This is a genomic window from Pseudomonas sp. P7548 (genome assembly GCF_013386585.1).
GTDB lineage: Bacteria > Pseudomonadota > Gammaproteobacteria > Pseudomonadales > Pseudomonadaceae > Aquipseudomonas.
In genome coordinates this window covers 1-25,479 of record NZ_JACARO010000070.1, presented here as the reverse complement: position 1 = coordinate 25,479, position 25,479 = coordinate 1, and the positions used below count along the sequence as shown (strand labels likewise).

Genomic DNA, 25,479 nt, shown 5'->3' with positions numbered 1-25,479 from the left:
CTTATCTACCTAGCAGTGTTCAAGCATCAACCGCTTTTTGGGTCGACTTGAAGACACGAATTTTCTTACCGTCTTCTACTTTGAAACCAACGCGGTCAGCCTTGTTGGTTTCGCCGTTGAAGATGGCGACGTTAGAAGCGTGCAGTGGCGCTTCTTTCTCGACGATACCGCCCTGTACGCCCGACATCGGGTTAGGCTTGGTATGACGCTTGACCAGGTTCAGACCACCAACGACCAGACGGTCGTCAGCGAGAACCTTCAGCACCTTACCGCGCTTACCTTTGTCTTTGCCGGCGATCACGATGATCTCGTCGTCACGACGAATCTTTTGCATGTCGGATCTCCTTACAGCACTTCTGGGGCGAGCGAGACGATCTTCATGAACTTCTCAGTACGAAGTTCACGGGTCACTGGCCCAAAGATACGGGTGCCGATCGGCTCTTGCTTGTTGTTCAGAAGAACAGCAGCGTTGCCATCAAAGCGGATAATGGAGCCATCTGCACGGCGTACGCCGTGACGAGTGCGGACTACAACAGCAGTCATCACTTGGCCTTTTTTCACCTTACCGCGAGGAATTGCTTCCTTCACGGTAACTTTGATGATGTCACCGATACCAGCGTAACGACGATGGGAGCCACCCAGCACCTTGATGCACATAACACGGCGAGCGCCGCTGTTATCGGCCACATCGAGCATGGATTGAGTCTGAATCATATAATTTCTCCGACCCCTAGTCCTTAGACTTCCACAGCGCGTTCGAGAACATCAACCAGTGCCCAAGACTTGGTCTTGGCCAGCGGACGAGTTTCACGAATAGTGACTTTGTCGCCGATGTGGCACTGATTGGTTTCGTCGTGCGCGTGCAGCTTAGTCGAACGCTTAACATATTTACCGTAGATCGGGTGCTTAACGCGACGCTCGATCAGAACGGTGATGGTTTTGTCCATCTTGTCGCTGACAACACGGCCAGTCAGCGTACGGACAGTCTTTTCGGCTTCAGCCATGATCACTTACCTGCCTGCTGGTTGAGCACAGTCTTCACGCGAGCGATGTCACGCTTAACTTGCGAGAGCAGATGAGACTGCCCCAACTGGCCAGTTGCTTTCTGCATACGCAGATTGAACTGGTCGCGCAGCAGGCCGAGCAGTTGCTCGTTCAGCTGCTGTGCGGATTTTTCACGAAGTTCATTCGCTTTCATCACATCACCGTCCGTTTAACAAAGGAGGTGGCGAGCGGCAGCTTTGCAGCAGCCAGGGCGAAAGCCTCACGCGCCAGCTCTTCAGAAACACCCTCGATTTCATACAGGACTTTGCCTGGCTGAATCTGGGCTACCCAGTATTCCACGTTACCCTTACCTTTACCCATCCGAACCTCGAGAGGCTTTTTGGAGATCGGCTTGTCCGGGAATACACGGATCCAGATCTTGCCACCACGTTTTACGTGACGGGTCAGAGCACGACGCGCTGACTCGATCTGACGAGCGGTGAGACGACCACGAGCTACAGACTTCAGCGCGAACTCGCCGAAGCTGACTTTGCTACCGCGCTGAGCCAGACCACGGTTGTGGCCTGTCATCTGCTTGCGGAACTTCGTACGCTTAGGTTGCAACATTTGGCGTACCCCTTACTTAGCAGCTTTTTTACGAGGCGCTGGTGCTTGTGGTTTCAGTTCTTCTTGGCGACCACCAATTACTTCGCCTTTGAAGATCCAAACCTTTACACCGATCACACCGTAAGTGGTGTGAGCTTCGTAGTTGGCATAGTCGATGTCGGCACGCAGGGTGTGCAGTGGCACACGACCTTCGCGATACCATTCAGTACGTGCGATTTCAGCACCGCCGAGACGACCGCTCACTTGGATTTTGATGCCTTTGGCACCAATGCGCATGGCGTTCTGTACGGCGCGCTTCATAGCGCGACGGAACATTACGCGACGCTCCAGCTGCTGAGCTACGCTCTGCGCAACCAGCATACCGTCGAGCTCCGGCTTGCGGATCTCTTCGATATTGATGTGCACAGGCACACCCATTTGCTTGGTCAGGTCCTGACGCAGTTTCTCAACATCTTCACCTTTCTTCCCGATAACGATACCTGGACGAGCGGTGTGGATGGTGATACGTGCAGTTTGGGCCGGACGATGGATATCGATACGGCTTACGGACGCGCTTTTTAGTTTGTCTTGGAGATACTCACGCACCTTCAGATCAGCGAACAAGTAGTCCGCATAAGTCCGACCGTCTGCGTACCAGACGGAGGTGTGCTCCTTGACGATTCCCAGGCGAATGCCAATGGGATGTACTTTCTGACCCATCTCTTCGACTCCGTTACTTGTCAGCAACCTTGACAGTGATATGGCAAGACCGCTTGACGATGCGATCAGCACGGCCTTTGGCACGTGGCATGATGCGCTTCAGCGAACGCCCTTCGTTGACGAAAACGGTGCTGACCTTCAGGTCATCAACGTCTGCGCCTTCGTTATGCTCGGCGTTGGCTACGGCCGACTCCAGCACTTTCTTCATGATCTCGGCGGCTTTCTTACTGCTGAAAGCCAACAGGTTGAGCGCTTCGCCCACCTTCTTCCCGCGGATCTGGTCGGCGACCAAGCGGGCTTTCTGGGCGGAGATTCGAGCGCCCGACAACTTAGCGGCTACTTCCATTTCCTTACCCCTTAACGCTTGGCTTTCTTGTCTGCCACGTGCCCACGATAAGTGCGGGTACCGGCGAACTCGCCCAGTTTGTGGCCGACCATGTCTTCGTTAACGAGAACTGGGACGTGTTGACGACCGTTGTGTACTGCGATGGTCAGACCGACCATTTGTGGCAGGATCATCGAACGACGCGACCAGGTCTTAACTGGTTTGCGATCGTTCTTTTCCGCCGCCACTTCGATCTTCTTCAGTAGGTGAAGATCAATAAAAGGACCTTTTTTCAGAGAACGTGGCACTGTCGTATCCCTCTATTTACTTGCGACGACGGACGATCATTTTGTCGGTACGCTTATTACCACGAGTCTTCGCGCCCTTAGTCGGGAAGCCCCATGGCGATACCGGATGACGACCACCAGAGGTACGACCTTCACCACCACCGTGTGGGTGGTCAACCGGGTTCATGGCAACACCACGAACGGTTGGGCGAACGCCACGCCAGCGTTTGGCACCAGCTTTACCCAGCGAACGCAGGCTGTGCTCGGAGTTCGAGACTTCGCCCAGGGTCGCGCGGCACTCAGCCAGCACTTTACGCATCTCACCAGAACGCAGACGCAGGGTCACGTAGACACCTTCACGAGCGATCAGCTGAGCCGAAGCACCAGCGGAACGAGCGATCTGTGCGCCTTTACCTGGCTTCAATTCGATGCCGTGTACGGTGCTACCAACTGGAATGTTGCGCAGTTGCAGAGCGTTGCCCGGCTTGATCGGTGCCAAGGCACCTGCGATCAGCTGGTCGCCAGCGCTCACGCCTTTAGGGGCGATGATGTAGCGACGCTCGCCATCTGCGTACAGCAGCAGAGCGATGTGAGCAGTACGGTTTGGATCGTATTCGATACGCTCGACAGTGGCAGCGATGCCATCTTTGTCGTTGCGACGGAAATCGACCAGACGATAATGCTGCTTATGGCCACCACCGATGTGACGAGTGGTAATACGACCATTGTTGTTACGACCACCAGACTTCGATTTCTTCTCGAGCAGCGGTGCGTGAGGAGCGCCTTTATGCAGCTCCTGGTTGACCACCTTGACCACAAAACGGCGGCCAGGGGAAGTCGGTTTGCATTTAACGATTGCCATGATGCACCCCTTCCTTACTCAGCACTGCTGCTGAAATCGAGATCTTGGCCTGGCTGAAGGGAGATAACTGCCTTCTTCCAGTCATTACGCTTGCCCAGACCGCGAGCAGTGCGCTTGCTCTTACCCAGAACGTTCAGGGTAGTAACACGCTCTACTTTCACGCTGAACAGGCTTTCGACGGCCTTCTTGATTTCCAGCTTGGTTGCGTCAGTTGCAACCTTGAAAACGAACTGGCCTTTCTTGTCAGCCAGAACCGTAGCCTTTTCGGAAACGTGCGGGCCAAGCAGAACTTTAAATACGCGTTCCTGGTTCATCCCAGCAGCTCCTCGAATTTCTTCACGGCCGACACGGTGATCAACACCTTGTCGTATGCGATCAGACTAACTGGATCGGAACCTTGCACGTCACGTACATCAACGTGTGGCAGGTTACGAGCAGCCAGGTACAGGTTCTGATCAACAGCTTCCGACACGATCAAAACGTCGGTCAGGCTCATGTTGTTCAGTTTGCCCAGCAGATCTTTGGTTTTCGGGCTTTCAACAGCGAAGTCCTGAACCACGACCAGGCGGTCGGTACGCACGAGTTCAGCAAGGATGGAGCGCAGAGCTGCGCGGTACATCTTCTTGTTGAGCTTCTGCGAGTGATCCTGCGGACGAGCTGCGAAAGTGGTACCGCCGCCACGCCAGATTGGGCTACGGATAGTACCGGCACGAGCACGGCCAGTACCTTTCTGACGCCAAGGGCGCTTACCGCCACCACGAACGTCGGAACGGGTCTTTTGCTGCTTGCTACCTTGACGGCCGCCGGCCATGTAGGCCACGACTGCTTGGTGAACCAGCGTCTCGTTGAATTCGCCGCCAAATGTCAGTTCGGAAACTTCGATCGCTTGAGCGTCATTTACATTTAATTGCATGTCAGCTTCCCCTTAACCGCGAGCCTTGGCCGCTGGACGTACAACCAGGTTGCCGCCAGTAGCGCCAGGAACAGCACCCTTGACCAACAACAGATTGCGTTCAGCGTCGACGCGCACTACTTCGAGGGACTGCACGGTCACGCGCTCAGCGCCCATATGACCGGACATTTTCTTGCCCTTGAATACACGACCAGGAGTCTGGCACTGGCCAATAGAGCCCGGGACGCGGTGGGAAACGGAGTTACCGTGAGTGTTGTCTTGGCCACGGAAATTCCAACGCTTGATCGTACCCTGGAAGCCTTTACCTTTGGACTGACCGGTTACATCAACCAGTTGACCAGCAGCGAAGATTTCAGCGTTGATCAGATCGCCAGCCTGGTAGTCGCCGTCTTCAAGACGGAACTCCATGACAGTGCGACCAGCTGCAACGTTTGCCTTAGCGAAGTGACCTGCTTGAGCAGCAGTCACGCGCGAAGCACGACGCTCGCCGACAGTGACTTGCACTGCACGATAGCCATCGGTTTCTTCAGTTTTGAACTGGGTGACGCGATTCGGCTCGATCTCAATGACCGTGACCGGAATGGAGACACCTTCTTCGGTGAAAATACGGGTCATACCGCATTTACGACCGACTACACCAATAGTCATGTTGTAAACCTCATGAGTGTACGGGGCTTTCACCCGCTATGGCCGCCCATTTCAGAGCGTTACACGACTAAGACCCGAGTCTTAGCCGAGGCTGATCTGTACTTCCACACCGGCCGCCAGATCGAGCTTCATAAGTGCATCAACGGTTTTATCCGTTGGCTGGACGATGTCCAGTACGCGCTTATGAGTACGGATCTCGTACTGGTCACGCGCGTCTTTGTTGACGTGCGGGGAGACCAGAACGGTGAACCGCTCTTTACGGGTAGGCAGTGGAATTGGACCACGCACTTGAGCACCAGTACGTTTCGCGGTTTCCACGATTTCCTGGGTGGATTGGTCGATCAGGCGATGGTCAAAAGCCTTCAACCTGATACGGATTTGCTGATTTTGCATTGGATTTCAGACTCCGGCTGCTATTCCCACCGGGCGCAATGCGCCCGTTAAAAGGAGGCGCAATTCTATAGACGCCCCAGATAGGTGTCAACCCAATAAAAAAGCCCCCGCTGAGCGGGGGCTTTCTCAAAACATCAGCACTATCTCAGAAGAGATAATTACTCGATGATTTTAGCTACAACGCCAGCACCAACGGTACGGCCGCCTTCACGGATAGCGAAGCGCAGACCGTCTTCCATTGCGATGGTTTTGATCAGGGTAACAGTCATTTGAATGTTATCGCCTGGCATTACCATTTCAACGCCTTCTGGCAGCTCGCAGTTACCGGTCACGTCAGTAGTACGGAAGTAGAACTGTGGACGGTAGCCTTTGAAGAACGGGGTGTGACGACCGCCTTCTTCCTTGCTCAGAACGTAAACTTCTGCGGTGAACTTGGTGTGCGGCTTAACCGAACCTGGCTTAACCAGAACCTGGCCACGCTCAACGTCGTCACGCTTGGTACCACGCAGCAGAACGCCGCAGTTCTCGCCAGCACGACCTTCGTCGAGCAGCTTACGGAACATTTCAACACCGGTGCAGGTGGTAACGGTAGTGTCACGCAGACCAACGATTTCCAGTGGATCCTGAACGCGAACGATACCGCGCTCGATACGACCAGTCACAACAGTACCGCGACCGGAGATCGAGAACACGTCTTCGATTGGCATCAGGAACGGCTTGTCAGTCAGACGAACTGGTTCTGGGATGTAGCTGTCCAGGGTTTCAACCAGTTTACGAACGGCAGTGGTGCCCATTTCGTTTTCGTCGTTGCCTTCCAGAGCCATACGAGCAGAACCGATGATGATCGGAGTGTCGTCACCTGGGAAGTCGTAAGTGCTCAGCAGATCGCGCACTTCCATCTCAACCAGTTCCAGCAGCTCAGCGTCGTCTACCAGGTCAGCCTTGTTCAGGAAAACCACGATGTACGGAACACCTACCTGACGGGACAGCAGGATGTGCTCACGGGTTTGTGGCATCGGACCATCAGCGGCCGAGCAAACCAGGATCGCGCCGTCCATCTGGGCAGCACCGGTGATCATGTTCTTCACGTAGTCAGCGTGACCTGGGCAGTCAACGTGAGCGTAGTGACGAATAGTCGAGTTGTACTCAACGTGAGCGGTGTTGATGGTGATACCACGAGCTTTTTCTTCTGGTGCGCTGTCGATCTTGTCGAAGTCAACACGAGCCGAACCGAAAACTTCGGAGCAGACGCGAGTCAGAGCAGCGGTCAGAGTGGTTTTACCGTGGTCAACGTGGCCGATGGTGCCAACGTTTACGTGCGGTAGGGAACGATCAAATTTTTCTTTAGCCACGACAATTAACTCCTTGCCTAAAGGACTGAATCAGCCTTGTTTTTTGGATACAGTTTCAGCGATGTGCGCCGGAGCTGTGTTGTATTTTTTGAATTCCATAGAGTAGCTTGCGCGACCCTGGGACATGGAGCGAACGTCGGTCGCATAACCGAACATCTCACCCAACGGAACCTCGGCGCGAATCACTTTGCCGGAAACCGTGTCTTCCATACCCAAGATCATGCCGCGACGACGGTTAAGGTCGCCCATGACATCACCCATATAGTCTTCAGGTGTAACAACTTCTACCGCCATGATCGGCTCAAGCAACTCACCACCGCCCTTCTGGGCCAGTTGCTTGGTAGCCATGGAGGCAGCCACCTTAAACGCCATCTCGTTGGAGTCGACGTCGTGGTAAGAACCGTCAAAAACGGTTGCTTTCAGGCCGATCAGCGGATAGCCGGCGACAACACCGTTCTTCATCTGCTCTTCGATGCCCTTCTGGATAGCCGGGATGTATTCCTTAGGAACCACACCACCCACTACTTCGTTCAAGAATTGCAGACCTTCCTGACCTTCGTCAGCAGGAGCAAAACGGATCCAGCAGTGACCGAACTGACCACGACCGCCGGACTGACGAACGAACTTGCCTTCGATTTCACAGTTCTTCGTGATGCGCTCACGATAGGAAACCTGAGGCTTACCGATGTTGGCTTCGACGTTGAACTCACGGCGCATCCGGTCAACCAGGATGTCCAGGTGCAACTCGCCCATGCCGGAGATGATCGTTTGACCAGTCTCTTCATCAGTCTTGACGCGGAAAGATGGATCTTCCTGAGCAAGCTTGCCCAGAGCGATACCCATTTTTTCCTGGTCATCCTTGGTCTTAGGCTCTACGGCAACCGAAATAACCGGCTCCGGGAAGTCCATGCGAACCAGGATGATTGGCTTGGCAGCGTCGCACAAAGTCTCACCAGTGGTGACGTCCTTCATGCCGATCAGGGCCGCGATGTCACCAGCGCGTACTTCCTTGATCTCTTCGCGGGCGTTTGCGTGCATTTGCACCATACGACCCACACGCTCTTTCTTGCCTTTGACCGAGTTGATCACGCCGTCGCCGGATGCCAACACGCCCGAGTAAACGCGGACGAAAGTCAAAGTACCCACGAATGGGTCGGTAGCGATCTTGAACGCCAAAGCCGAGAACGGCTCGTCATCACTTGCGTGACGCTCCATCTCTTCTTCCTCGTTATCAGGGTTCGAACCCTTGATAGCAGGAATATCGGTTGGAGCAGGCAGGAAGTCGATAACGGCGTCGAGAACCAGGGGAACACCCTTGTTCTTGAACGAGGAACCGCAAACAGCCAGGACGATTTCGCCAGCGATGGTACGCTGACGCAGAGCGGCCTTGATTTCCGCGTTGGTGAGTTCTTCACCTTCGAGGTACTTGTTCATCAGTTCTTCGCTGGCTTCGGCAGCAGCCTCAACCATGTTGTTGCGCCACTCGTCAGCCAGCTCTTGAAGCTCGGCAGGGATCGGCTTGCGAACAGGAACCATACCTTTGTCAGCGTCATTCCAGTAGACAGCTTCCATGTTGATCAGATCGATCTGACCCTGGAAGTTATCTTCGGAACCGATAGCCAACTGGATCGGCACCGGAGTGTGACCCAGACGCTGCTTGATCTGACCGATCACGCGCAGGAAGTTGGCACCAGCACGGTCCATCTTGTTTACGTAAACAAGACGTGGAACGCCGTATTTGTTGGCCTGACGCCATACGGTTTCCGACTGAGGCTCAACACCCGAGGTACCGCAGAACACAACGACAGCGCCGTCGAGTACGCGCAGGGAACGTTCTACTTCAATGGTGAAGTCTACGTGGCCCGGGGTATCGATAACGTTGAAGCGGTGCTCGTCTTTGTACTGCTTCTCGGAACCTTTCCAGAAGGCGGTAATAGCAGCAGAAGTAATGGTAATACCACGCTCCTGCTCCTGAACCATCCAGTCTGTGGTCGCGGCGCCGTCATGCACCTCGCCCATTTTGTGACTTTTGCCGGTGTAAAACAGTACGCGCTCGGTGGTGGTGGTTTTACCAGCATCCACGTGAGCAACGATACCGATGTTACGGTAGCGGCTAATCGGAGTAGTACGAGCCATAAAGCCCTCGCAAAATTAGTGAAGCTAAAATTAGAAGCGGTAGTGCGAGAAAGCTTTGTTAGCTTCAGCCATACGGTGCACGTCTTCACGCTTCTTAACAGCAGCACCTTTACCTTCAGCAGCGTCCAACAGTTCGCCAGCCAAACGCAGAGCCATAGACTTCTCGCCGCGCTTACGGGCGAAGTCTACCAACCAGCGCATTGCCAGAGCGTTACGACGGGACGGGCGAACCTCAACCGGAACCTGGTAAGTAGCACCGCCTACACGGCGCGACTTCACTTCGACCAGCGGAGCGATGGCGTCGAGAGCTTTCTCGAAGATTTCCAGGGGGTCGCTGTTCTTGCGTTCTTTAACCTTTTCCAGCGCGCCATAAACGATACGCTCGGCAACGGCTTTCTTGCCGCTTTCCATCACGTGGTTCATGAACTTGGCCAGAATTTGGCTTCCGTATTTTGGATCGTCAAGCACTTCGCGCTTGGCTGCTACGCGTCTTCTTGGCATGGATAAGCCCTCAAACGGTCTTCAGGTTCGCTCGGAATCGGTGCCCTTTCGGGACGCCTCCGACCTTACTCTTATCGACTCAGAAAATTAGATGATTCAGTGTTACAAAAAGCCGCTACTACTTAGGCTTCTTGGTACCGTACTTCGAACGACCCTGGTTACGACCTTTAACGCCGGAAGTATCCAAGGAACCGCGTACGGTGTGGTAACGAACACCTGGCAAGTCTTTTACACGACCGCCGCGGATCAGTACCACGCTGTGCTCTTGCAGGTTGTGACCTTCACCGCCGATGTACGAGGAAACCTCGAAACCGTTGGTCAGGCGCACACGGCATACTTTACGCAGTGCCGAGTTAGGTTTTTTCGGCGTAGTGGTATACACGCGAGTGCATACGCCACGACGTTGCGGGCAGTTCTGCAGCGCAGGTACGTCGGATTTCTCGACGATACGCTTACGCGGCTGACGTACCAGCTGGTTGATAGTTGCCATCTACTAGCTCCACTGTTGTCTTGCGACGCTATTGTCTTGCAAGAAAAGCAAAATGGCAGGAACGAATTCCCGCCAAATTTAGGGGTACAAGAGTCTAAAGAGGATCTTGCCCCCAGTCAAGGCAAGGCCCCGACCTCCCCTCTCATCGAACCGGGGCAAAATTGCCTCGATCCGACGAATGGAGCTGCCAGGGCCCGGACTTATTTATCGCAGAACTCAGTTACCGCTGGAGTTCAGCGCTTCGGTCAGTGCAGCTTCCACTTCACTGGCGCTTACGCGCAACGGCTTGTCAGCATCACGGCGACGCTTACGTTCGCTGTGGTAAGCCAAGCCGGTACCGGCCGGGATCAGACGACCCACAACCACGTTTTCTTTCAGGCCGCGCAGGTAATCGCGCTTGCCGGTTACCGCTGCCTCGGTCAGTACGCGAGTGGTCTCCTGGAAGGAGGCCGCCGAGATGAACGACTCAGTCGACAACGACGCCTTGGTGATACCCAGCAGCACGCGAGTGAACTTGGACACGAATTTGTCTTCGTTCGTCAGGCGCTCGTTTTCCACCAGTACGTGAGTCAGTTCCATCTGGTCGCCCTTGATGAAACTGGAATCGCCGGATTCGGCGATTTCAACTTTACGCAGCATCTGACGCAGGATGGTCTCGATGTGCTTATCGTTGATCTTCACGCCTTGCAGGCGGTAAACGTCCTGGATCTCGTTAACGATGTATTTGGCCAGCGCACTCACACCCAGCAGACGCAGAATGTCGTGTGGATCGCTCGGACCGTCGGAGATAACTTCGCCGCGGTTTACCTGTTCGCCTTCGAACACGTTCAGGTGACGCCACTTCGGAATCAGCTCTTCATACGGATCGCTACCGTCGTTCGGGGTAATGACCAGACGGCGCTTGCCCTTGGTCTCTTTACCGAACGCGATGGTGCCGCTGACTTCAGCCAGGATCGACGCTTCTTTCGGACGACGCGCTTCGAACAAGTCGGCAACACGCGGCAGACCACCGGTGATGTCACGGGTCTTCGAAGTTTCTTGCGGGATACGCGCGATAACATCACCGATCGCGATCTTCGCACCATCCGCTACACCGACCAGGGCGTTGGCTGGCAGGAAGTACTGAGCGATAACGTCAGTGCCTGGCAGCAACAGATCCTTGCCGTTGTCATCGACCATCTTCACGGCTGGACGGATGTCTTTACCGGCAGCTGGACGATCTTTCGCGTCGAGTACTTCAATGTTGGTCATACCGGTCAATTCGTCAGTCTGACGCTTGATCGTGATGCCTTCTTCCATGCCCACGTAGGTCACGGTACCTTTCATCTCGGTAACGATTGGGTGAGTGTGCGGATCCCACTTGGCCACGATTGCGCCAGCGTCGACCTTGTCACCCTCTTTAACCGAAATCACAGCACCGTACGGCAGCTTGTAACGCTCACGCTCACGACCGTAGTCATCAGCGATTGCCAGCTCACCGGAACGGGACACAGCTACCAGGTGGCCATCCACTCGCTCAACGTGCTTCAGGTTGTGCAGACGGACGGTACCGCCATTCTTCACCTGAACGCTGTCGGCTGCGGAGGTCCGGCTTGCCGCACCACCGATGTGGAACGTACGCATGGTCAGCTGGGTACCCGGCTCACCGATGGACTGGGCAGCGATAACGCCGACCGCTTCACCGATGTTCACCTGGTGACCACGAGCCAAGTCACGGCCGTAGCACTTGGCGCAAATGCCGTAGCGGGTTTCGCAGCTGATCGGCGAGCGAACGATCACTTCGTCGATGCTGTTGAGTTCGATGAACTCGACCCACTTTTCGTCTACCAGGGTGCCAGCAGGAACGATAACTTCCTCGGTACCTGGCTTGAATACGTCACGGGCAATAACACGACCCAATACGCGCTCACCCAGCGGCTCTACAACGTCACCGCCTTCAATGTGCGGTGTCATCAGCAAGCCGTGCTCGGTGCCGCAATCGATCTCGGTCACAACCAGATCTTGTGCAACGTCTACCAGACGACGAGTCAGGTAACCGGAGTTAGCGGTTTTCAACGCGGTATCCGCCAGACCTTTACGAGCACCGTGAGTGGAGATGAAGTACTGGAGTACGCTCAAACCTTCACGGAAGTTCGCAGTAATCGGCGTTTCGATGATGGAACCGTCCGGCTTGGCCATCAGGCCACGCATACCGGCGAGCTGACGGATCTGCGCAGCAGAACCCCGTGCGCCCGAGTCGGCCATCATGTACATCGAGTTGAAGGACTCTTGGTCAACTTCGTCGCCGTGACGGTCGATGACTTTCTCTTTCGAGAGGTTGGCCATCATCGCCTTGGAAACTTCGTCGTTCGCCTTCGACCAAAGGTCGATTACCTTGTTGTACTTCTCGCCCTGGGTTACCAGGCCGGAGGCGTACTGGCTTTCGATCTCTTTCACTTCGTCGGTGGCAGCACCGATGATGCGGGCTTTTTCATCCGGGATAACGAAGTCGTTAACACCGATGGAAACGCCGGAAATGGTCGAGTAAGCAAAACCGGTGTACATCAACTGGTCAGCGAAGATCACGGTCTCTTTCAGACCAACCACGCGGTAGCACTGGTTGATCAGCTTGGAGATCGCCTTTTTCTTCATCGGCAGGTTGACGACGTCGTATGACAGACCTTTTGGTACAACTTGATACAGCAGCGCACGACCGACAGTAGTGTCGACGATACGGGTGCTGGTCACGCTGCCGCCATCACGGTCGTTGACGGTTTCGTTGATCCGCACTTTGACCTTGGCGTGCAGTGCGGCTTCGCCGGCACGGAACACACGGTCAACTTCTTGCAGGTCAGCAAACACACGACCTTCGCCCTTGGCGTTGATCGCTTCACGGGTCATGTAGTACAGACCCAATACAACGTCCTGCGACGGAACGATGATTGGCTCACCGTTGGCTGGCGACAGAATGTTGTTAGTCGACATCATCAACGCACGCGCTTCCAACTGGGCTTCCAGCGTCAGCGGTACGTGCACGGCCATTTGGTCGCCGTCGAAGTCGGCGTTGTACGCAGCACAGACCAGAGGGTGCAGCTGGATAGCCTTACCTTCGATCAGTACCGGTTCAAACGCCTGGATACCCAAACGGTGAAGGGTCGGTGCACGGTTGAGGAGAACCGGGTGTTCACGGATCACTTCAGCGAGAACGTCCCAAACCTCTGGCAGTTCGCGCTCGACCATTTTCTTGGCCGCTTTGATGGTGGTCGCGAGACCGCGCATTTCCAGCTTGCCGAAGATGAACGGCTTGAACAGCTCCAGAGCCATCTTCTTAGGCAGACCGCACTGGTGCAGACGCAGGGTCGGGCCTACGGTAATTACCGAACGACCGGAGTAGTCAACACGCTTACCGAGCAAGTTCTGACGGAAACGACCTTGCTTACCCTTGATCATGTCAGCCAGGGATTTCAGAGGACGCTTGTTGGAACCTGTGATAGCGCGGCCACGACGACCGTTGTCGAGCAAGGCATCGACCGCTTCCTGCAACATACGCTTTTCGTTGCGCACGATGATGTCCGGAGCGGACAGATCGAGCAGGCGCTTCAAGCGGTTGTTACGGTTGATCACGCGGCGGTACAGGTCGTTGAGGTCGGAGGTCGCGAAACGACCACCGTCCAACGGTACCAGCGGACGCAGGTCTGGCGGCAGAACCGGCAGAACGGTCAGCACCATCCACTCTGGCAGGTTGCCGGAACCTTGGAAGGCTTCCATCAACTTCAGACGCTTGGACAGTTTCTTGATCTTGGTTTCGGAGTTGGTTTGCGGAATTTCTTCGCGCAGACGGCCAATCTCGTGCTCCAGGTCGATAGCGTGCAGCAGTTCGCGGACAGCTTCGGCACCCATGCGGGCATCGAAATCGTCGCCGAACTCTTCCAGCGCTTCGAAGTACTGTTCGTCGTTCAGCAGCTGACCTTTTTCAAGGGTGGTCATGCCTGGATCGATAACGACATAGCTCTCGAAGTAGAGAACGCGCTCGATATCACGCAGGGTCATGTCCATCAGCAAGCCGATACGGGACGGCAGCGATTTCAGGAACCAGATGTGGGCAACCGGCGAAGCCAGCTCGATGTGCGCCATGCGCTCACGACGAACCTTGGCCAGTGCAACTTCAACGCCGCACTTCTCGCAGATCACACCACGGTGCTTCAAGCGCTTGTACTTACCGCACAGGCACTCGTAATCCTTTACCGGGCCAAAGATCTTGGCGCAGAACAGGCCGTCACGCTCAGGTTTGAACGTACGGTAGTTGATGGTTTCCGGCTTTTTAACTTCACCGAACGACCACGAACGGATCATCTCAGGCGATGCCAACCCAATACGGATGGCGTCGAACTCTTCGACTTGACCCTGGTTTTTCAGCAAATTCAGTAGGTCTTTCAAGGCCTTTCCTCCTGGCGGAGCAGAGAGCGGGCCAAACAGCCCCGCTCTCGATTCGCGTCACGTGTTATTCGGTTTCCAGATCGATATCGATGCCGAGGGAACGAATTTCTTTGATCAACACGTTGAAGGACTCGGGCATGCCCGGCTCCATACGGTGATCGCCGTCCACGATGTTTTTGTACATCTTGGTCCGACCGTTCACATCGTCCGACTTCACTGTGAGCATTTCTTGCAGAGTGTAAGCAGCACCGTATGCTTCCAGTGCCCAGACCTCCATCTCCCCGAAACGCTGACCACCGAACTGAGCCTTACCACCCAGCGGCTGCTGGGTAACCAGGCTGTACGAACCGGTAGAACGAGCGTGCATCTTGTCGTCTACCAAGTGGTTCAGCTTCAGCATGTACATGTAGCCAACAGTAACCGGGCGCTCGAACTTGTTGCCGGTACGGCCGTCGAACAGCTGCATCTGGCCGCTTTCTGGCAGGTCTGCCAGTTTCAGCATGGCCTTGATTTCGCTTTCCTTGGCACCGTCGAACACCGGGGTAGCCATTGGAACGCCGCCGCGCAGGTTCTTCGCCAGATCCAGGATTTCCTGGTCGGAGAAGGTGTCCAGCTCTTCGTTGCGACCGCCGATCTCGTTGTAGATCTCGTGCAGGAACTTGCGCAGGTCAGCAACCTTGCGCTGCTCTTCGATCATACGGTTGATCTTCTCGCCCAGACCTTTGGCCGCGAGGCCCAGGTGGGTTTCAAGGATCTGACCAACGTTCATACGCGAAGGTACGCCCAACGGGTTGAGGACGACGTCGACCGGGGTGCCATTGGCATCGTGCGGCATGTCTTCAACCGGCATGATCACGGAGACCACACCTTTGTTACCGTGACGACCGGCCATCTTGTCGCCCGGCTGGATGCGGCGACGGATTGCCAGGTAAACCTTGACGATTTTCAGCACGCCTGGAGCCAGGTCATCGCCCTGCTGCAGTTTGCGCTTCTTGTCTTCGAACTTGTCGTCCAGCAGACGGCGGCGATCAACGATGTAGGCCTGGGCCTTCTCGAGCTGCTCGTTCAGCGCATCTTCAGCCATGCGCAGTTTGAACCACTGGCCGTGCTCAAGACCGTCGAGGATTTCGTCGGTGATGTCCTGACCTTTCTTCAGACCTGCGCCGCCTTCAGCCTTGTGGCCTACCAGAGCGGAACGCAGACGTTCGAAGGTCGCGCCTTCAACGATACGGAACTCTTCGTTCAGGTCCTTGCGGATCTCGTCGAGCTGGGTCTTCTCGATGGACAGTGCACGAGCATCACGCTCAACGCCGTCACGGGTGAAGACCTGTACGTCGATGACAGTACCTTTGGTGCCAGTCGGCACGCGCAGGGAGGTGTCTTTAACGTCGCTGGCTTTTTCACCGAAGATGGCACGCAGCAGTTTTTCTTCCGGAGTCAGTTGAGTCTCGCCTTTCGGAGTGACCTTACCGACCAGGATGTCGCCTGCGCCTACTTCAGCACCTACATAAACGATACCGGCTTCGTCCAGCTTGTTCAGTGCGGCTTCACCCACGTTCGGGATGTCTGCAGTGATTTCCTCTGGGCCAAGCTTGGTGTCACGCGCCACACAGGTCAGTTCCTGAATGTGGATCGTGGTGAAGCGGTCTTCTTGAACAACACGCTCGGACAGGCAGATGGAGTCTTCGAAGTTGAAGCCGTTCCATGCCATGAACGCGATGCGCATGTTCTGACCCAGTGCCAGTTCACCCATGTCGGTGGACGGGCCGTCGGCCATGATGTCGCTACGCTGAACGCGATCACCCTTGCTCACCAGCGGACGCTGGTTGATGCAGGTGTTCTGGTTCGAGCGGGTGTATTTGGTCAGGTTGTAGATGTCGACACCGGCTTCGCCAGTTTCAACTTCGTCATCGGCAACACGAACCACGATACGGCTGGCATCAACGGAGTCGATCACGCCGCCACGACGAGCCACGACGCAAACGCCGGAGTCACGGGCTACGTTACGCTCCATGCCGGTACCTACCAGCGGCTTGTCAGCGCGCAGGGTGGGTACAGCTTGACGCTGCATGTTGGAACCCATCAACGCACGGTTGGCGTCATCGTGCTCCAGGAACGGGATCAGCGACGCTGCAACCGAAACTACCTGCTTCGGCGAAACGTCCATCAAGGTGACGTCTTCCGGCGCCTTGACGGTGAACTCGTTCAAGTGACGAACAGCTACCAGCTCGTCGACCAGGACTTTCTTGTCGTTCATCGTGGCCGAAGCCTGAGCGATCACGTGATCAGCTTCTTCGATGGCCGACAGGAACACGATCTCGTCGGTGACCAGAGCGTCTTTCACCACGCGGTACGGGCTCTCGAGGAAGCCATACTGGTTGGTACGCGCATACGCGGCCAGGGAGTTGATCAGGCCGATGTTCGGACCTTCCGGCGTCTCGATCGGGCAAACACGACCGTAGTGCGTCGGGTGTACGTCACGCACTTCAAAGCCTGCACGCTCACGGGTCAGACCGCCCGGGCCCAGTGCGGATACACGGCGCTTGTGGGTGATCTCGGAGAGTGGGTTGTTCTGGTCCATGAACTGGGAAAGCTGGCTGGAACCGAAGAACTCTTTCACCGCCGCAGCCACTGGCTTGGCGTTGATCAGGTCTTGCGGCATCAGGCCTTCGCTTTCTGCCATCGACAGACGCTCTTTGACCGCACGCTCAACACGTACCAGGCCTACGCGGAACTGGTTCTCGGCCATTTCGCCTACGCAGCGAACACGACGGTTACCCAGGTGGTCGATGTCATCGACGATGCCTTTACCGTTACGGATGTCGACCAGGGTCTTCAGTACCGCGACGATGTCTTCCTTGCACAGCACGCCCGAACCTTCGATCTCGGTACGACCGATACGACGGTTGAACTTCATCCGGCCGACCGCAGACAGGTCATAGCGCTCAGGGCTGAAGAACAGGTTGTTGAACAGGGTTTCGGCAGCGTCTTTGGTTGGTGGCTCACCTGGACGCATCATGCGATAGATCTCGACCAGCGCTTCCAATTGGTTGCTGGTGGAGTCGATCTTCAGTGTGTCGGAGATGAACGGACCGCAGTCGATATCGTTGGTGTACAAAGTCTCGATGCGAACAACCTGAGCCTTGGCGATCTTGGCCAGGATCTCGGTGTTCAGCTCGGTGTTGCACTCGGCCAGGATCTCGCCTGTTGCCGGGTGAACGATGACCTTGGCGGTAGTACGACCCAGGACGTAGTCCAGTGGCACTTCCAGCTCTTTGATACCGGCTTTTTCGATCTGGTTGATGTGGCGCGCAGTAATACGACGGCCAGCCTCAACAATGACCTTGCCCTTGTCATCCTGGATGTCCAGAACAGCAATTTCACCACGCAGGCGCGAAGCGATCAGCTCCAGCTTGAGGGTTTCATCCTTCAGGCTGAATACGTTGGTGGTGTAGAAGGCGTCCAGCACCTGCTCGGTGGTATAACCGAGCGCGCGCAGCAGTACCGAAGCCGGCAGCTTGCGACGACGGTCGATACGCACGAACACGCAGTCTTTCGGGTCGAACTCGAAGTCCAACCACGAACCGCGGTACGGAATGATCCGCGCGGAGTACAGGAGCTTGCCGGAGCTGTGCGTCTTGCCGCGGTCGTGGTCGAAGAACACGCCCGGGGAACGGTGCAGCTGGGAAACGATCACACGCTCGGTACCGTTGATAACGAAGGTACCGTTCTCTGTCATCAATGGGATTTCGCCCATGTAGACTTCTTGCTCTTTGATGTCCTTGATCGCTTTGTTCGACGATTCTTTGTCGAAAATGATCAGGCGCACTTTTACCCGCAAAGGTACGGCGTAAGTAACACCGCGCAACACGCATTCTTTGACATCAAATGCCGGTTCGCCCAGGCGATAACCGACGTACTCCAGCGCAGCATTGCCGGAGTAGCTGATGATCGGGAAAACGGATTTGAAGGCCGCATGCAGGCCCACGTCGCGGAACTGATCTTTGGTCGCTCCCGCCTGCAAGAATTCACGATACGAATCCAGCTGGATAGCCAGAAGGTACGGGACATCCATGACGTCCGGCAACTTGCTAAAGTCCTTGCGGATACGTTTTTTCTCAGTATATGAGTAAGCCATCAGCGTTCCCCAGCTTGGTCACCTGCTTGTTTGGCCCCTCCGACGGGAGCAGCCAGAAAATCTCGCAAACCCCATGGTTTGCACCACCGCATCGGGTGGCTACAGCGCGTTAATGGCGGCGACCGAGTCGACAGCCAAGAACGGAAAAAGGCCGGTGGCAAGAGCCACCAGCCATCAGCCTTCAGCTTAACGCTTGGGCTGGAGACGCAAGGTCGATGCTTACTTCAGCTCGACTTTAGCGCCTGCTTCTTCCAGTACTGCTTTGGCTTTGTCAGCTGCGTCTTTGGCAACAGCTTCCAGAACCATGGCAGGAGCGCCGTCAACTACAGCCTTGGCTTCTTTCAGGCCCAGACCGGTCAGTTCACGTACTGCCTTGATCACGTTTACTTTCTTCTCGCCAGCTTCGGTCAGCATGACGTTGAATTCGGTTTGCTCTTCAACAACGGCAGCAGCAGCAGCTGGGCCAGCGGAAGCAGCGGCAGCGGAAACGCCGAATTTTTCTTCGAAAGCTTTGATCAGCTCAACAACCTGCAGAACCGACATTTCAGCTACGGCGTTGAGGATATCGTCTTGGGAGATAGACATTGCTGTATTTCCTGAATTGGGGGACGGCCTACTCGGCCATCGAAATAAACAAAAATACGCGAGAGAAGTCGCTCAGCCTTAGGCTGCGGCAGCTTCTTTTTGCTCGCGAACTGCGGCCAGAGTACGAGCCAGCTTGCTGGTAGCGCCTTGAATCACGCTCATCAGCTGCGAAATGGCTTCGTCACGGGTCGGCAGTGTTGCCAGTACGTCGATTTGGTTAGCTGCGAGGAACTTGCCCTCGAACGCAGCTGCCTTGATCTCGAACTTATCCTGACTCTTGGCAAACTCTTTGAACAAACGGGCAGCAGCGCCTGGATGTTCTTTGGAGAACGCGATCAGAGTCGGGCCAGTGAACACGTCGTTGAGAACACTGTATTCAGTGTCAGCAACAGCGCGCTTGAGCAGGGTGTTACGTACAACACGTACGTATACGCCAGCTTCACGAGCCTCTTTACGGAGTCCGGTCATAGCGCCTACTGTCACACCACGGGCATCAGCCACGACAGCGGACAGAGCAGCTTTGGCAGCCTCGTTGACTTCAGCGACGATGGCCTTCTTGTCTTCGAGATTAATTGCCACGGGTTTAACTCCTGCTTGTTACCGTTTCATCTGGCCGGAGCCGGATGTCGTTTTGGTGTCTGATTCGGTAAGGAACCGGGAGCACCATCTGCGTAGGCTTGTGGTTTAAGACTTGCGTCGCCTACGGTCTTGGATAGCCCCCGCCAGGCAGGGACCCCAATTTTTCAATTGGCGCAATCTCTCGCGCCAATCTGTGTCTTATACGTCCAGCGAGCCTTGGTCGATGACCAGACCTGGGCCCATAGTGGTGCTCAGGGTAACGCGCTTGACGTAGATACCTTTCGAGGAAGCTGGCTTGATACGCTTCAGATCAGCGATCAGGGCTTCAACGTTTTCCTTCAGCTTGACGGCGTCGAAACCGACCTTGCCAACGGAGGTGTGGATAATGCCGTTTTTGTCGGTGCGATAACGAACCTGACCAGCTTTGGCGTTTTTAACGGCGGTAGCTACGTCTGGGGTTACGGTGCCGACTTTAGGGTTAGGCATCAGACCACGTGGACCGAGGATCTGACCCAACTGACCTACAACGCGCATTGCATCCGGGGAGGCAATAACTACGTCGTAGTTCAGGTCGCCGCCTTTCATTTCGGCAGCCAGGTCATCCATGCCAACGCGGTCAGCGCCGGCGGCCAGAGCAGCTTCAGCTGCCGGGCCTTGGGTGAAGACAGCTACACGTACAGTCTTGCCAGTACCGTGTGGCAGCACAGTTGCGCTACGAACGACCTGGTCGGATTTACGTGGGTCAACACCCAGGTTTACAGCAACGTCAACGGACTCGCTGAACTTGACAGTCGACAGCTCGGTCAGCAGGGCGGCAGCGTCTACAAAGTTGTAGGACTTGCCCGCTTCGATTTTGCCGGCGATAGCCTTTTGGCGCTTGGTCAGCTTAGCCATTACACACCCTCCACGTTAAGGCCCATGCTACGAGCAGAACCGGCGATGGTACGCACGGCTGCATCCATATCAGCTGCAGTCAGATCCGCGTTTTTGGTTTTCGCGATTTCTTCCAGCTGAGCACGAGTTACGGTGCCAACCTTAACGGTGTTAGGACGAGCGGAACCGCTAGTCAGACCAGCAGCTTTCTTCAGCAGAACCGAAGCCGGGGTCGACTTGGTTTCGAAAGTGAAGCTACGGTCGCTGTATACAGTGATGATCACCGGAGTCGGCAGACCTGGCTCAAGACCCTGAGTACGGGCGTTGAAGGCCTTGCAGAATTCCATGATGTTCACGCCGTGCTGACCCAGAGCTGGACCGACGGGTGGGCTTGGGTTGGCCTGAGCGGCCTTCACTTGCAGCTTGATGTAAGCGGTAATCTTCTTGGCCATGAGGCACTCCAATTACGGGTTCAAACGCCTCGAAAGGCTCCCCGGTTACTTGCGCGTTTATCCCAGTGACGACAAAACCCCACAGCCTAGGACTGTGGGGTTGGGATGCTTGCTCAGCTAGACCTTCTCGACCTGACTGAACTCCAACTCTACCGGAGTAGAGCGACCGAAAATGAGCACAGCCACTTGGATCCGGCTCTTTTCGTAGTTAACTTCCTCGACAGTGCCGTTAAAATCAGCAAACGGACCATCTGTAACACGAACAACCTCACCCGGCTCGAACAACGTCTTCGGCTTGGGCTTGTCGCTGCCATCAGCAACACGACGCAGAATTGCTTCCGCCTCTTTGTCAGTGATTGGAGCAGGTTTATCAGCGGTACCGCCGATGAAACCCATGACACGAGGGGTATCTTTGACTAAGTGCCAAGTACCTTCGTTCATATCCATTTGAACCAGCACGTAGCCTGGAAAGAACTTGCGTTCGCTCTTGCGCTTCTGGCCATTCCGCATTTCGACCACTTCCTCAGTGGGAACCAGAATTTCGCCGAAGCCATCTTCCATGCCTGCCAGCTTTACGCGCTCCAGCAAAGAGCGCATAACATGCTTCTCGTAACCCGAGTAAGCATGCACAACGTACCAACGCTTAGCCACGGGACACCCTTAGCCAACAATCAAGGAAACAAGCCAACCGAGCAGGGAATCAAGACCCCACAACAGCAACGCCATAACCAGAACAACAGCCACCACAATCAGGGTGGTCTGCGTGGTTTCTTGGCGAGTCGGCCAAACGACTTTACGAATTTCGGTGCGAGCTTCCTTTACCAGGACCGCGAAAGACTTGCCTTTAGCGGTCTGCAGGCCTACAAAGGCAGCTACAGCAGCAAGAGCAAGCAATGCGAGCACACGGTACAGGATCGGCGAAGCAGAATAGTACTGATTGCCGACAACGCCTACGACCACCAACGCGACTACGGCGAGCCACTTGACCAGATCGAAACGAGAGCTTTGAGCTTCAGCCTTAGGAGTCATCTATGAAGATCCTGTGAAAAGAAAGCCAGACACACCACGTGAATCTGGCAGGTCAGGAGGGAATCGAACCCCCAACCTACGGTTTTGGAGACCGTCGCTCTGCCAATTGAGCTACTGACCTAAAACAAAATCAGGCCGACCATTATGCAGGCCTGAAAAAGACTTTACAACAACCAACCCCAAGAGACTTGAAATCACCCAGCAACAAAGCCAAGCAGAACACCATCAAGCCGAGGCAGCTGTTAAAACAAAGGCAGATATTTTCATATCTGCCTTGTTATATGGAGCTCTTGAGCGGATTTGAACCGCTGACCTCACCCTTACCAAGGGTGTGCTCTACCAACTGAGCTACAAGAGCGAAACACATTGCACAACCTGCAAACTTGGAGCGGGTAGCGGGAATCGAACCCGCATCATCAGCTTGGAAGGCTGAGGTTCTACCACTAAACTATACCCGCGGAGCTTGCAGCTCACGCTAAAAATGGTGGAGGGGGAAGGATTCGAACCTTCGAAGTCGTAGACGTCAGATTTACAGTCTGATCCCTTTGGCCGCTCGGGAACCCCTCCTAAGCGAGCCGGCATTTTACATCACGCCGACCTTCTGTCAAGCATTTTCTCATTTAAAAATATGAGGTTAGCTGCATTGACCTTCGCTTCACACCGTTGACCGTAAAGGTCTTCACTGCGAAGCGGGCGCCATTCTATGCAAACTAATCGAGAGTTGCAACGCCTTCGCACAACATTATTTTATGTTTTAACTCATTGAATTCCTTAGCAAGGTTTTCAAAGGGCAGATCATCAGCGAGGCGCCTGCTTTCAGGGGCAACACGGAGCCAGTAACCAGAGGCCTCCTGCGTATTGAGCAATTGCATCTTGACCTTTATATCCAGACTGATGAGGCGCTGCTCAAGCATTAATGCTTGTCGCTGATCCGCAAAGCCACCCAGGTACAAACAGGCATTCACCTCAGAGGCCTTGGCCCTGTCGCGCTTTTGCACCGCATCGGAGGATTCACTCAGAAGGCGGATATCCTGCTGCGAGCCCCTGTAGAGACTCAGAGGAGTGACATCCTTTGCCCGTAACGGCGCCTCTTGCTGATGCCAAATGTAGTAGAACGCATTGAGGACCAGCAAAAGCAAAAACAACCAACGCATAAACACCTCAGGACAAAGGGCACGCCATCGCCAGGCCAACGAAGACCAGATCCGGAACAAGCCGAGCTTGAGGCACGGCCTCCGAAACGAGCTCGGCATCCCCACCGGTGAGAAACACCGTGAACTCATCCCCCCAGTAACTTCGAGCAAGCTCCAGCTGAGTCAGCACAAACCCTCTCAGCATGAGCGTACAGCCGCGCTCGACCGCCTCTACGGTGGTACGACCTGGCGACAAGCGCGCCAATGCCTGCTCGGCTGCAGCATCGTCGTAACGTATCTTGCGGGTATGAGTTCGCAACTGGTTACGCATTAGCGGCATGCCAGGACAAATGAAGCCTCCTAGGTGCTCACCATCTGCAGCAATAAAATCGGCCGTTGCCGCAGTACCGAAATCAAGTACCAGGCAGGCACCCGAGGCCAATTTGAAAGCACCGAGCATTGCCAACCAGCGATCAAGCCCGAGGCGCTCAAACGCCTCATACCCGTTGCGAACGCCCGCCATGTCGCGCGCGGGCGCAGCACAGGACACGACAACCCCAAAAGCGGCCTCCAAGGCCGCCACCAACTTGCTCGTTTCCTCCAACGCGCGAACACTCACCAAACGGCAGCGTGTCAGCAAGAGGCCTGGCAGCGCTGACAAGCTATCTATCAACGCGACATCCGAACCGACAACGCCTTCTGCAAACGCACCTACCGCTGGCAAATCAAGCACACGCCACTTGATGAAGCTGTTCCCACAGTCGAGCTCAAGAATCATCACGCAACCTCAGGCTTAATTCACCACCGCTGTACGTCTTTTCGACCCCCTCAACACTCAACCGCAATGCCCCCTGACGATCGACGCCCAAGACCACCCCGTCAATGTGAGTAACCCCCGCTATAAGGGAAACAGCCTTACCCTGCCACAAATGATTCTGCTCCCACTCTTCCTGGAGCGCCGCAAACCCGGAGGCCTTATGCCGGTCCAGGTAGCGCTGCAGTTGCAGGCCAAGTCTTGCAACAAGAAGGTTGCGGTCAAGGGGTAAACCCGCTTCCAACTGCACCGAGGTCCACTGCTGATCAACGTCTGCAGTCCTCTGCATATTCACGTTAATTCCAACCCCAAGGACAACGTGACAGATATCAGCGGGATCCCCGACTAACTCCAGCAAGATTCCGGCAATTTTCTTCCGACCGACCAGAACGTCGTTTGGCCACTTCAGCGCTGCGCCTTGCACCCCAGACTCACGCAGAGCCTGCATGACAGCCAACCCGACGACGAGACTCAATCCCTCCAGCTGCCTCAGCCCACCCTCAATGCGCAGTACGAGGCTGTAATACACATTTTGCGCGAATGGGCTGGCCCACGTCCGACCTCGCCGTCCTCTCCCTGCCGTCTGCTGCTCTGCGAGCACCAGGAGCGGCGCGGCACAGCCAGTCTCGACAAGGCGCAACGCTTCAGCATTGGTGGAGTCAATGGAGTCTGAAATATGGACGGGCCAGCCCAAGGCAGGCGCATTTGAGTTGATCTCTTCGGCACTCAAAAAGATCAAAGGCGATGCCAGCTGATATCCCCGCCCTCGAACTTTATGGATAGGCAGGCTCAATTCGGTCTCCAGATGCTGCAGTTGCTTCCAGACAGCACTGCGACTGATGCCCAAGGCGGCACCCAATGCCTCTCCAGAGTGGAATCGACCGTCTTTCAAGAGTTTCAACAACGTCAGCATGCAAGTATCGCCTCACAATGAGGCACGCATGATAGCCATGCGTAAGGCCATTGCATAGAAAGGCGGGAGCTTAGCGCGAAAAGGTTATGCAACAAAAACGTCAAATACGTTTCGACCGCCCAAAACAAAACCCCATCTGCTTTCGCAAATGGGGTTTCGGAATTTAATCTTGACGATGACCTACTCTCACATGGGGAAACCCCACACTACCATCGGCGATGCATCGTTTCACTACTGAGTTCGGGATGGGATCAGGTGGTTCCAATGCTCTATGGTCGTCAAGAAATTCGGGTACTGAGTCGTGACCGGTTGGCCTCGCTTCAGCAAATT

General features: G+C 55.3%; 28 protein-coding genes, 4 tRNA genes and 1 rRNA gene. All 33 read right to left on the bottom strand.

Annotation, left to right across the window (positions count from 1 at the left end):
• Nucleotides 1–19: 19 nt before the first annotated feature.
• Nucleotides 20–334 carry a 50S ribosomal protein L24 gene (gene rplX, locus HX803_RS24555; protein WP_007896770.1) on the bottom strand — a complete coding sequence of 105 codons (315 nt, stop codon included), beginning with the start codon at nucleotides 332–334 and terminating at the stop codon, nucleotides 20–22.
• A gap of 11 nt (nucleotides 335–345) precedes the next feature.
• Entirely contained in the window at nucleotides 346–714 is a 369-nt protein-coding gene (rplN, locus tag HX803_RS24550; RefSeq protein WP_002555479.1) for a 50S ribosomal protein L14, read from the bottom strand.
• 23 nt (nucleotides 715–737) lie between these two features.
• Nucleotides 738–1,004 carry a 30S ribosomal protein S17 gene (rpsQ, locus tag HX803_RS24545; RefSeq protein ID WP_003176419.1) on the bottom strand — a complete coding sequence of 89 codons (267 nt, stop codon included), beginning with the start codon at nucleotides 1,002–1,004 and terminating at the stop codon, nucleotides 738–740.
• A 2-nt stretch (nucleotides 1,005–1,006) separates the two neighbouring features.
• Nucleotides 1,007–1,198: a 50S ribosomal protein L29 gene (gene rpmC / locus HX803_RS24540; RefSeq protein WP_002555481.1), complete on the bottom strand. Its 192-nt coding sequence runs from the start codon at nucleotides 1,196–1,198 to the stop codon at nucleotides 1,007–1,009.
• The gene (gene rplP, locus HX803_RS24535; protein WP_003176421.1) at nucleotides 1,198–1,611 is read right to left on the bottom strand and encodes a 50S ribosomal protein L16; all 414 of its coding nucleotides are present in this window, start codon (nucleotides 1,609–1,611) and stop codon (nucleotides 1,198–1,200) included. Before rplP ends, rpmC begins: the two co-directional genes overlap by 1 nt.
• A gap of 12 nt (nucleotides 1,612–1,623) precedes the next feature.
• Nucleotides 1,624–2,310 (bottom strand): 30S ribosomal protein S3, encoded by a 687-nt coding sequence (gene rpsC / locus HX803_RS24530; RefSeq protein WP_003176422.1) that lies wholly within the window; start codon nucleotides 2,308–2,310, stop codon nucleotides 1,624–1,626.
• Between the two features lie 13 nt (nucleotides 2,311–2,323).
• Entirely contained in the window at nucleotides 2,324–2,656 is a 333-nt protein-coding gene (gene rplV, locus HX803_RS24525; protein ID WP_003103908.1) for a 50S ribosomal protein L22, read from the bottom strand.
• An 11-nt stretch (nucleotides 2,657–2,667) separates the two neighbouring features.
• Nucleotides 2,668–2,943, bottom strand: coding sequence for a 30S ribosomal protein S19 (gene rpsS / locus HX803_RS24520; protein WP_002555486.1), 276 nt, complete (start codon nucleotides 2,941–2,943; stop codon nucleotides 2,668–2,670).
• A 16-nt stretch (nucleotides 2,944–2,959) separates the two neighbouring features.
• Nucleotides 2,960–3,784, bottom strand: a complete 825-nt coding sequence (rplB, locus tag HX803_RS24515; protein ID WP_003186055.1) for a 50S ribosomal protein L2 — start codon at nucleotides 3,782–3,784, stop codon at nucleotides 2,960–2,962.
• Between the two features lie 14 nt (nucleotides 3,785–3,798).
• Entirely contained in the window at nucleotides 3,799–4,098 is a 300-nt protein-coding gene (gene rplW, locus HX803_RS24510; RefSeq protein WP_002555488.1) for a 50S ribosomal protein L23, read from the bottom strand.
• On the bottom strand, nucleotides 4,095–4,697 hold the full coding sequence (gene rplD, locus HX803_RS24505) for a 50S ribosomal protein L4 (RefSeq protein ID WP_003176424.1): 603 nt from the start codon (nucleotides 4,695–4,697) through the stop codon (nucleotides 4,095–4,097). Before rplD ends, rplW begins: the two co-directional genes overlap by 4 nt.
• Nucleotides 4,698–4,709: 12 nt before the next feature.
• Nucleotides 4,710–5,345 carry a 50S ribosomal protein L3 gene (gene rplC / locus HX803_RS24500; protein WP_003194649.1) on the bottom strand — a complete coding sequence of 212 codons (636 nt, stop codon included), beginning with the start codon at nucleotides 5,343–5,345 and terminating at the stop codon, nucleotides 4,710–4,712.
• Nucleotides 5,346–5,426: 81 nt separating this feature from the next.
• Nucleotides 5,427–5,738 carry a 30S ribosomal protein S10 gene (rpsJ, locus tag HX803_RS24495; protein WP_003186070.1) on the bottom strand — a complete coding sequence of 104 codons (312 nt, stop codon included), beginning with the start codon at nucleotides 5,736–5,738 and terminating at the stop codon, nucleotides 5,427–5,429.
• A gap of 158 nt (nucleotides 5,739–5,896) precedes the next feature.
• Nucleotides 5,897–7,090, bottom strand: coding sequence for an elongation factor Tu (gene tuf, locus HX803_RS24490; RefSeq protein ID WP_005791980.1), 1,194 nt, complete (start codon nucleotides 7,088–7,090; stop codon nucleotides 5,897–5,899).
• Nucleotides 7,091–7,120: 30 nt separating this feature from the next.
• The gene (gene fusA / locus HX803_RS24485) at nucleotides 7,121–9,226 is read right to left on the bottom strand and encodes an elongation factor G (RefSeq protein ID WP_178924237.1); all 2,106 of its coding nucleotides are present in this window, start codon (nucleotides 9,224–9,226) and stop codon (nucleotides 7,121–7,123) included.
• 30 nt (nucleotides 9,227–9,256) lie between these two features.
• Nucleotides 9,257–9,727 carry a 30S ribosomal protein S7 gene (rpsG, locus tag HX803_RS24480; RefSeq protein WP_002555493.1) on the bottom strand — a complete coding sequence of 157 codons (471 nt, stop codon included), beginning with the start codon at nucleotides 9,725–9,727 and terminating at the stop codon, nucleotides 9,257–9,259.
• Nucleotides 9,728–9,845: 118 nt separating this feature from the next.
• Nucleotides 9,846–10,217, bottom strand: a complete 372-nt coding sequence (rpsL, locus tag HX803_RS24475; protein ID WP_002555494.1) for a 30S ribosomal protein S12 — start codon at nucleotides 10,215–10,217, stop codon at nucleotides 9,846–9,848.
• Nucleotides 10,218–10,433: 216 nt separating this feature from the next.
• Nucleotides 10,434–14,633, bottom strand: coding sequence for a DNA-directed RNA polymerase subunit beta' (rpoC, locus tag HX803_RS24470; RefSeq protein WP_178924235.1), 4,200 nt, complete (start codon nucleotides 14,631–14,633; stop codon nucleotides 10,434–10,436).
• A 64-nt stretch (nucleotides 14,634–14,697) separates the two neighbouring features.
• Entirely contained in the window at nucleotides 14,698–18,771 is a 4,074-nt protein-coding gene (gene rpoB, locus HX803_RS24465; RefSeq protein WP_016969475.1) for a DNA-directed RNA polymerase subunit beta, read from the bottom strand.
• 219 nt (nucleotides 18,772–18,990) lie between these two features.
• Entirely contained in the window at nucleotides 18,991–19,356 is a 366-nt protein-coding gene (rplL, locus tag HX803_RS24460; RefSeq protein ID WP_053125869.1) for a 50S ribosomal protein L7/L12, read from the bottom strand.
• Between the two features lie 78 nt (nucleotides 19,357–19,434).
• Nucleotides 19,435–19,935: a 50S ribosomal protein L10 gene (gene rplJ, locus HX803_RS24455; RefSeq protein WP_016969477.1), complete on the bottom strand. Its 501-nt coding sequence runs from the start codon at nucleotides 19,933–19,935 to the stop codon at nucleotides 19,435–19,437.
• 198 nt (nucleotides 19,936–20,133) lie between these two features.
• On the bottom strand, nucleotides 20,134–20,829 hold the full coding sequence (gene rplA / locus HX803_RS24450) for a 50S ribosomal protein L1 (protein WP_003176434.1): 696 nt from the start codon (nucleotides 20,827–20,829) through the stop codon (nucleotides 20,134–20,136).
• On the bottom strand, nucleotides 20,829–21,260 hold the full coding sequence (rplK, locus tag HX803_RS24445; protein ID WP_003176435.1) for a 50S ribosomal protein L11: 432 nt from the start codon (nucleotides 21,258–21,260) through the stop codon (nucleotides 20,829–20,831). Before rplK ends, rplA begins: the two co-directional genes overlap by 1 nt.
• 117 nt (nucleotides 21,261–21,377) lie before the next feature.
• Nucleotides 21,378–21,911, bottom strand: coding sequence for a transcription termination/antitermination protein NusG (gene nusG / locus HX803_RS24440; protein WP_003176436.1), 534 nt, complete (start codon nucleotides 21,909–21,911; stop codon nucleotides 21,378–21,380).
• A gap of 9 nt (nucleotides 21,912–21,920) precedes the next feature.
• A complete protein-coding gene (gene secE, locus HX803_RS24435; RefSeq protein ID WP_003194658.1) occupies nucleotides 21,921–22,289 on the bottom strand; it encodes a preprotein translocase subunit SecE in 369 nt (122 codons plus the stop codon).
• Between the two features lie 45 nt (nucleotides 22,290–22,334).
• Nucleotides 22,335–22,410 (bottom strand) — tRNA-Trp (locus HX803_RS24430).
• A 161-nt stretch (nucleotides 22,411–22,571) separates the two neighbouring features.
• Nucleotides 22,572–22,647 (bottom strand) — tRNA-Thr (locus tag HX803_RS24425).
• Between the two features lie 26 nt (nucleotides 22,648–22,673).
• Nucleotides 22,674–22,747: transfer RNA gene (locus HX803_RS24420), tRNA-Gly, on the bottom strand.
• A gap of 24 nt (nucleotides 22,748–22,771) precedes the next feature.
• Nucleotides 22,772–22,856 (bottom strand) — tRNA-Tyr (locus tag HX803_RS24415).
• Nucleotides 22,857–22,999: 143 nt separating this feature from the next.
• Nucleotides 23,000–23,443 carry a hypothetical protein gene (locus HX803_RS24410; protein WP_178924233.1) on the bottom strand — a complete coding sequence of 148 codons (444 nt, stop codon included), beginning with the start codon at nucleotides 23,441–23,443 and terminating at the stop codon, nucleotides 23,000–23,002.
• Between the two features lie 7 nt (nucleotides 23,444–23,450).
• Nucleotides 23,451–24,200: a pantothenate kinase gene (locus HX803_RS24405; RefSeq protein WP_178924231.1), complete on the bottom strand. Its 750-nt coding sequence runs from the start codon at nucleotides 24,198–24,200 to the stop codon at nucleotides 23,451–23,453.
• On the bottom strand, nucleotides 24,190–25,149 hold the full coding sequence (gene birA / locus HX803_RS24400; protein ID WP_178924228.1) for a bifunctional biotin--[acetyl-CoA-carboxylase] ligase/biotin operon repressor BirA: 960 nt from the start codon (nucleotides 25,147–25,149) through the stop codon (nucleotides 24,190–24,192). The genes HX803_RS24405 and birA overlap by 11 nt, the downstream gene beginning before the upstream one ends.
• Nucleotides 25,150–25,316: 167 nt before the next feature.
• Nucleotides 25,317–25,432 (bottom strand): 5S ribosomal RNA (rrf, locus tag HX803_RS24395).
• Nucleotides 25,433–25,479 lie beyond the last annotated feature (47 nt).

Excerpts from the sequence above, each read along its gene's own strand:
- rpsC (WP_003176422.1), bottom strand. The coding sequence starts at position 2,310 with ATGGGTCAGAAAGTACATCCCATTGGCATTCGCCTGGGAATCGTCAAG.
- rpsG (WP_002555493.1), bottom strand. The coding sequence starts at position 9,727 with ATGCCAAGAAGACGCGTAGCAGCCAAGCGCGAAGTGCTTGACGATCCA.
- rplD (WP_003176424.1), bottom strand. The coding sequence starts at position 4,697 with ATGCAATTAAATGTAAATGACGCTCAAGCGATCGAAGTTTCCGAACTG.
- rplP (WP_003176421.1), bottom strand. The coding sequence starts at position 1,611 with ATGTTGCAACCTAAGCGTACGAAGTTCCGCAAGCAGATGACAGGCCAC.
- rplK (WP_003176435.1), bottom strand. The coding sequence starts at position 21,260 with ATGGCCAAGAAGATTACCGCTTACATCAAGCTGCAAGTGAAGGCCGCT.
- rplA (WP_003176434.1), bottom strand. The coding sequence starts at position 20,829 with ATGGCTAAGCTGACCAAGCGCCAAAAGGCTATCGCCGGCAAAATCGAA.
- rplX (WP_007896770.1), bottom strand. The coding sequence starts at position 334 with ATGCAAAAGATTCGTCGTGACGACGAGATCATCGTGATCGCCGGCAAA.
- rplN (WP_002555479.1), bottom strand. The coding sequence starts at position 714 with ATGATTCAGACTCAATCCATGCTCGATGTGGCCGATAACAGCGGCGCT.
- fusA (WP_178924237.1), bottom strand. The coding sequence starts at position 9,226 with ATGGCTCGTACTACTCCGATTAGCCGCTACCGTAACATCGGTATCGTT.
- rpmC (WP_002555481.1), bottom strand. The coding sequence starts at position 1,198 with ATGAAAGCGAATGAACTTCGTGAAAAATCCGCACAGCAGCTGAACGAG.
- rpsJ (WP_003186070.1), bottom strand. The coding sequence starts at position 5,738 with ATGCAAAATCAGCAAATCCGTATCAGGTTGAAGGCTTTTGACCATCGC.
- birA (WP_178924228.1), bottom strand. The coding sequence starts at position 25,149 with ATGCTGACGTTGTTGAAACTCTTGAAAGACGGTCGATTCCACTCTGGA.
- HX803_RS24405 (WP_178924231.1), bottom strand. The coding sequence starts at position 24,200 with ATGATTCTTGAGCTCGACTGTGGGAACAGCTTCATCAAGTGGCGTGTG.
- rpsQ (WP_003176419.1), bottom strand. The coding sequence starts at position 1,004 with ATGGCTGAAGCCGAAAAGACTGTCCGTACGCTGACTGGCCGTGTTGTC.
- secE (WP_003194658.1), bottom strand. The coding sequence starts at position 22,289 with ATGACTCCTAAGGCTGAAGCTCAAAGCTCTCGTTTCGATCTGGTCAAG.
- rpoB (WP_016969475.1), bottom strand. The coding sequence starts at position 18,771 with ATGGCTTACTCATATACTGAGAAAAAACGTATCCGCAAGGACTTTAGC.
- rplL (WP_053125869.1), bottom strand. The coding sequence starts at position 19,356 with ATGTCTATCTCCCAAGACGATATCCTCAACGCCGTAGCTGAAATGTCG.
- rplC (WP_003194649.1), bottom strand. The coding sequence starts at position 5,345 with ATGACTATTGGTGTAGTCGGTCGTAAATGCGGTATGACCCGTATTTTC.
- rplW (WP_002555488.1), bottom strand. The coding sequence starts at position 4,098 with ATGAACCAGGAACGCGTATTTAAAGTTCTGCTTGGCCCGCACGTTTCC.
- rplV (WP_003103908.1), bottom strand. The coding sequence starts at position 2,656 with ATGGAAGTAGCCGCTAAGTTGTCGGGCGCTCGAATCTCCGCCCAGAAA.
- HX803_RS24410 (WP_178924233.1), bottom strand. The coding sequence starts at position 23,443 with ATGCGTTGGTTGTTTTTGCTTTTGCTGGTCCTCAATGCGTTCTACTAC.
- rpsL (WP_002555494.1), bottom strand. The coding sequence starts at position 10,217 with ATGGCAACTATCAACCAGCTGGTACGTCAGCCGCGTAAGCGTATCGTC.
- rplB (WP_003186055.1), bottom strand. The coding sequence starts at position 3,784 with ATGGCAATCGTTAAATGCAAACCGACTTCCCCTGGCCGCCGTTTTGTG.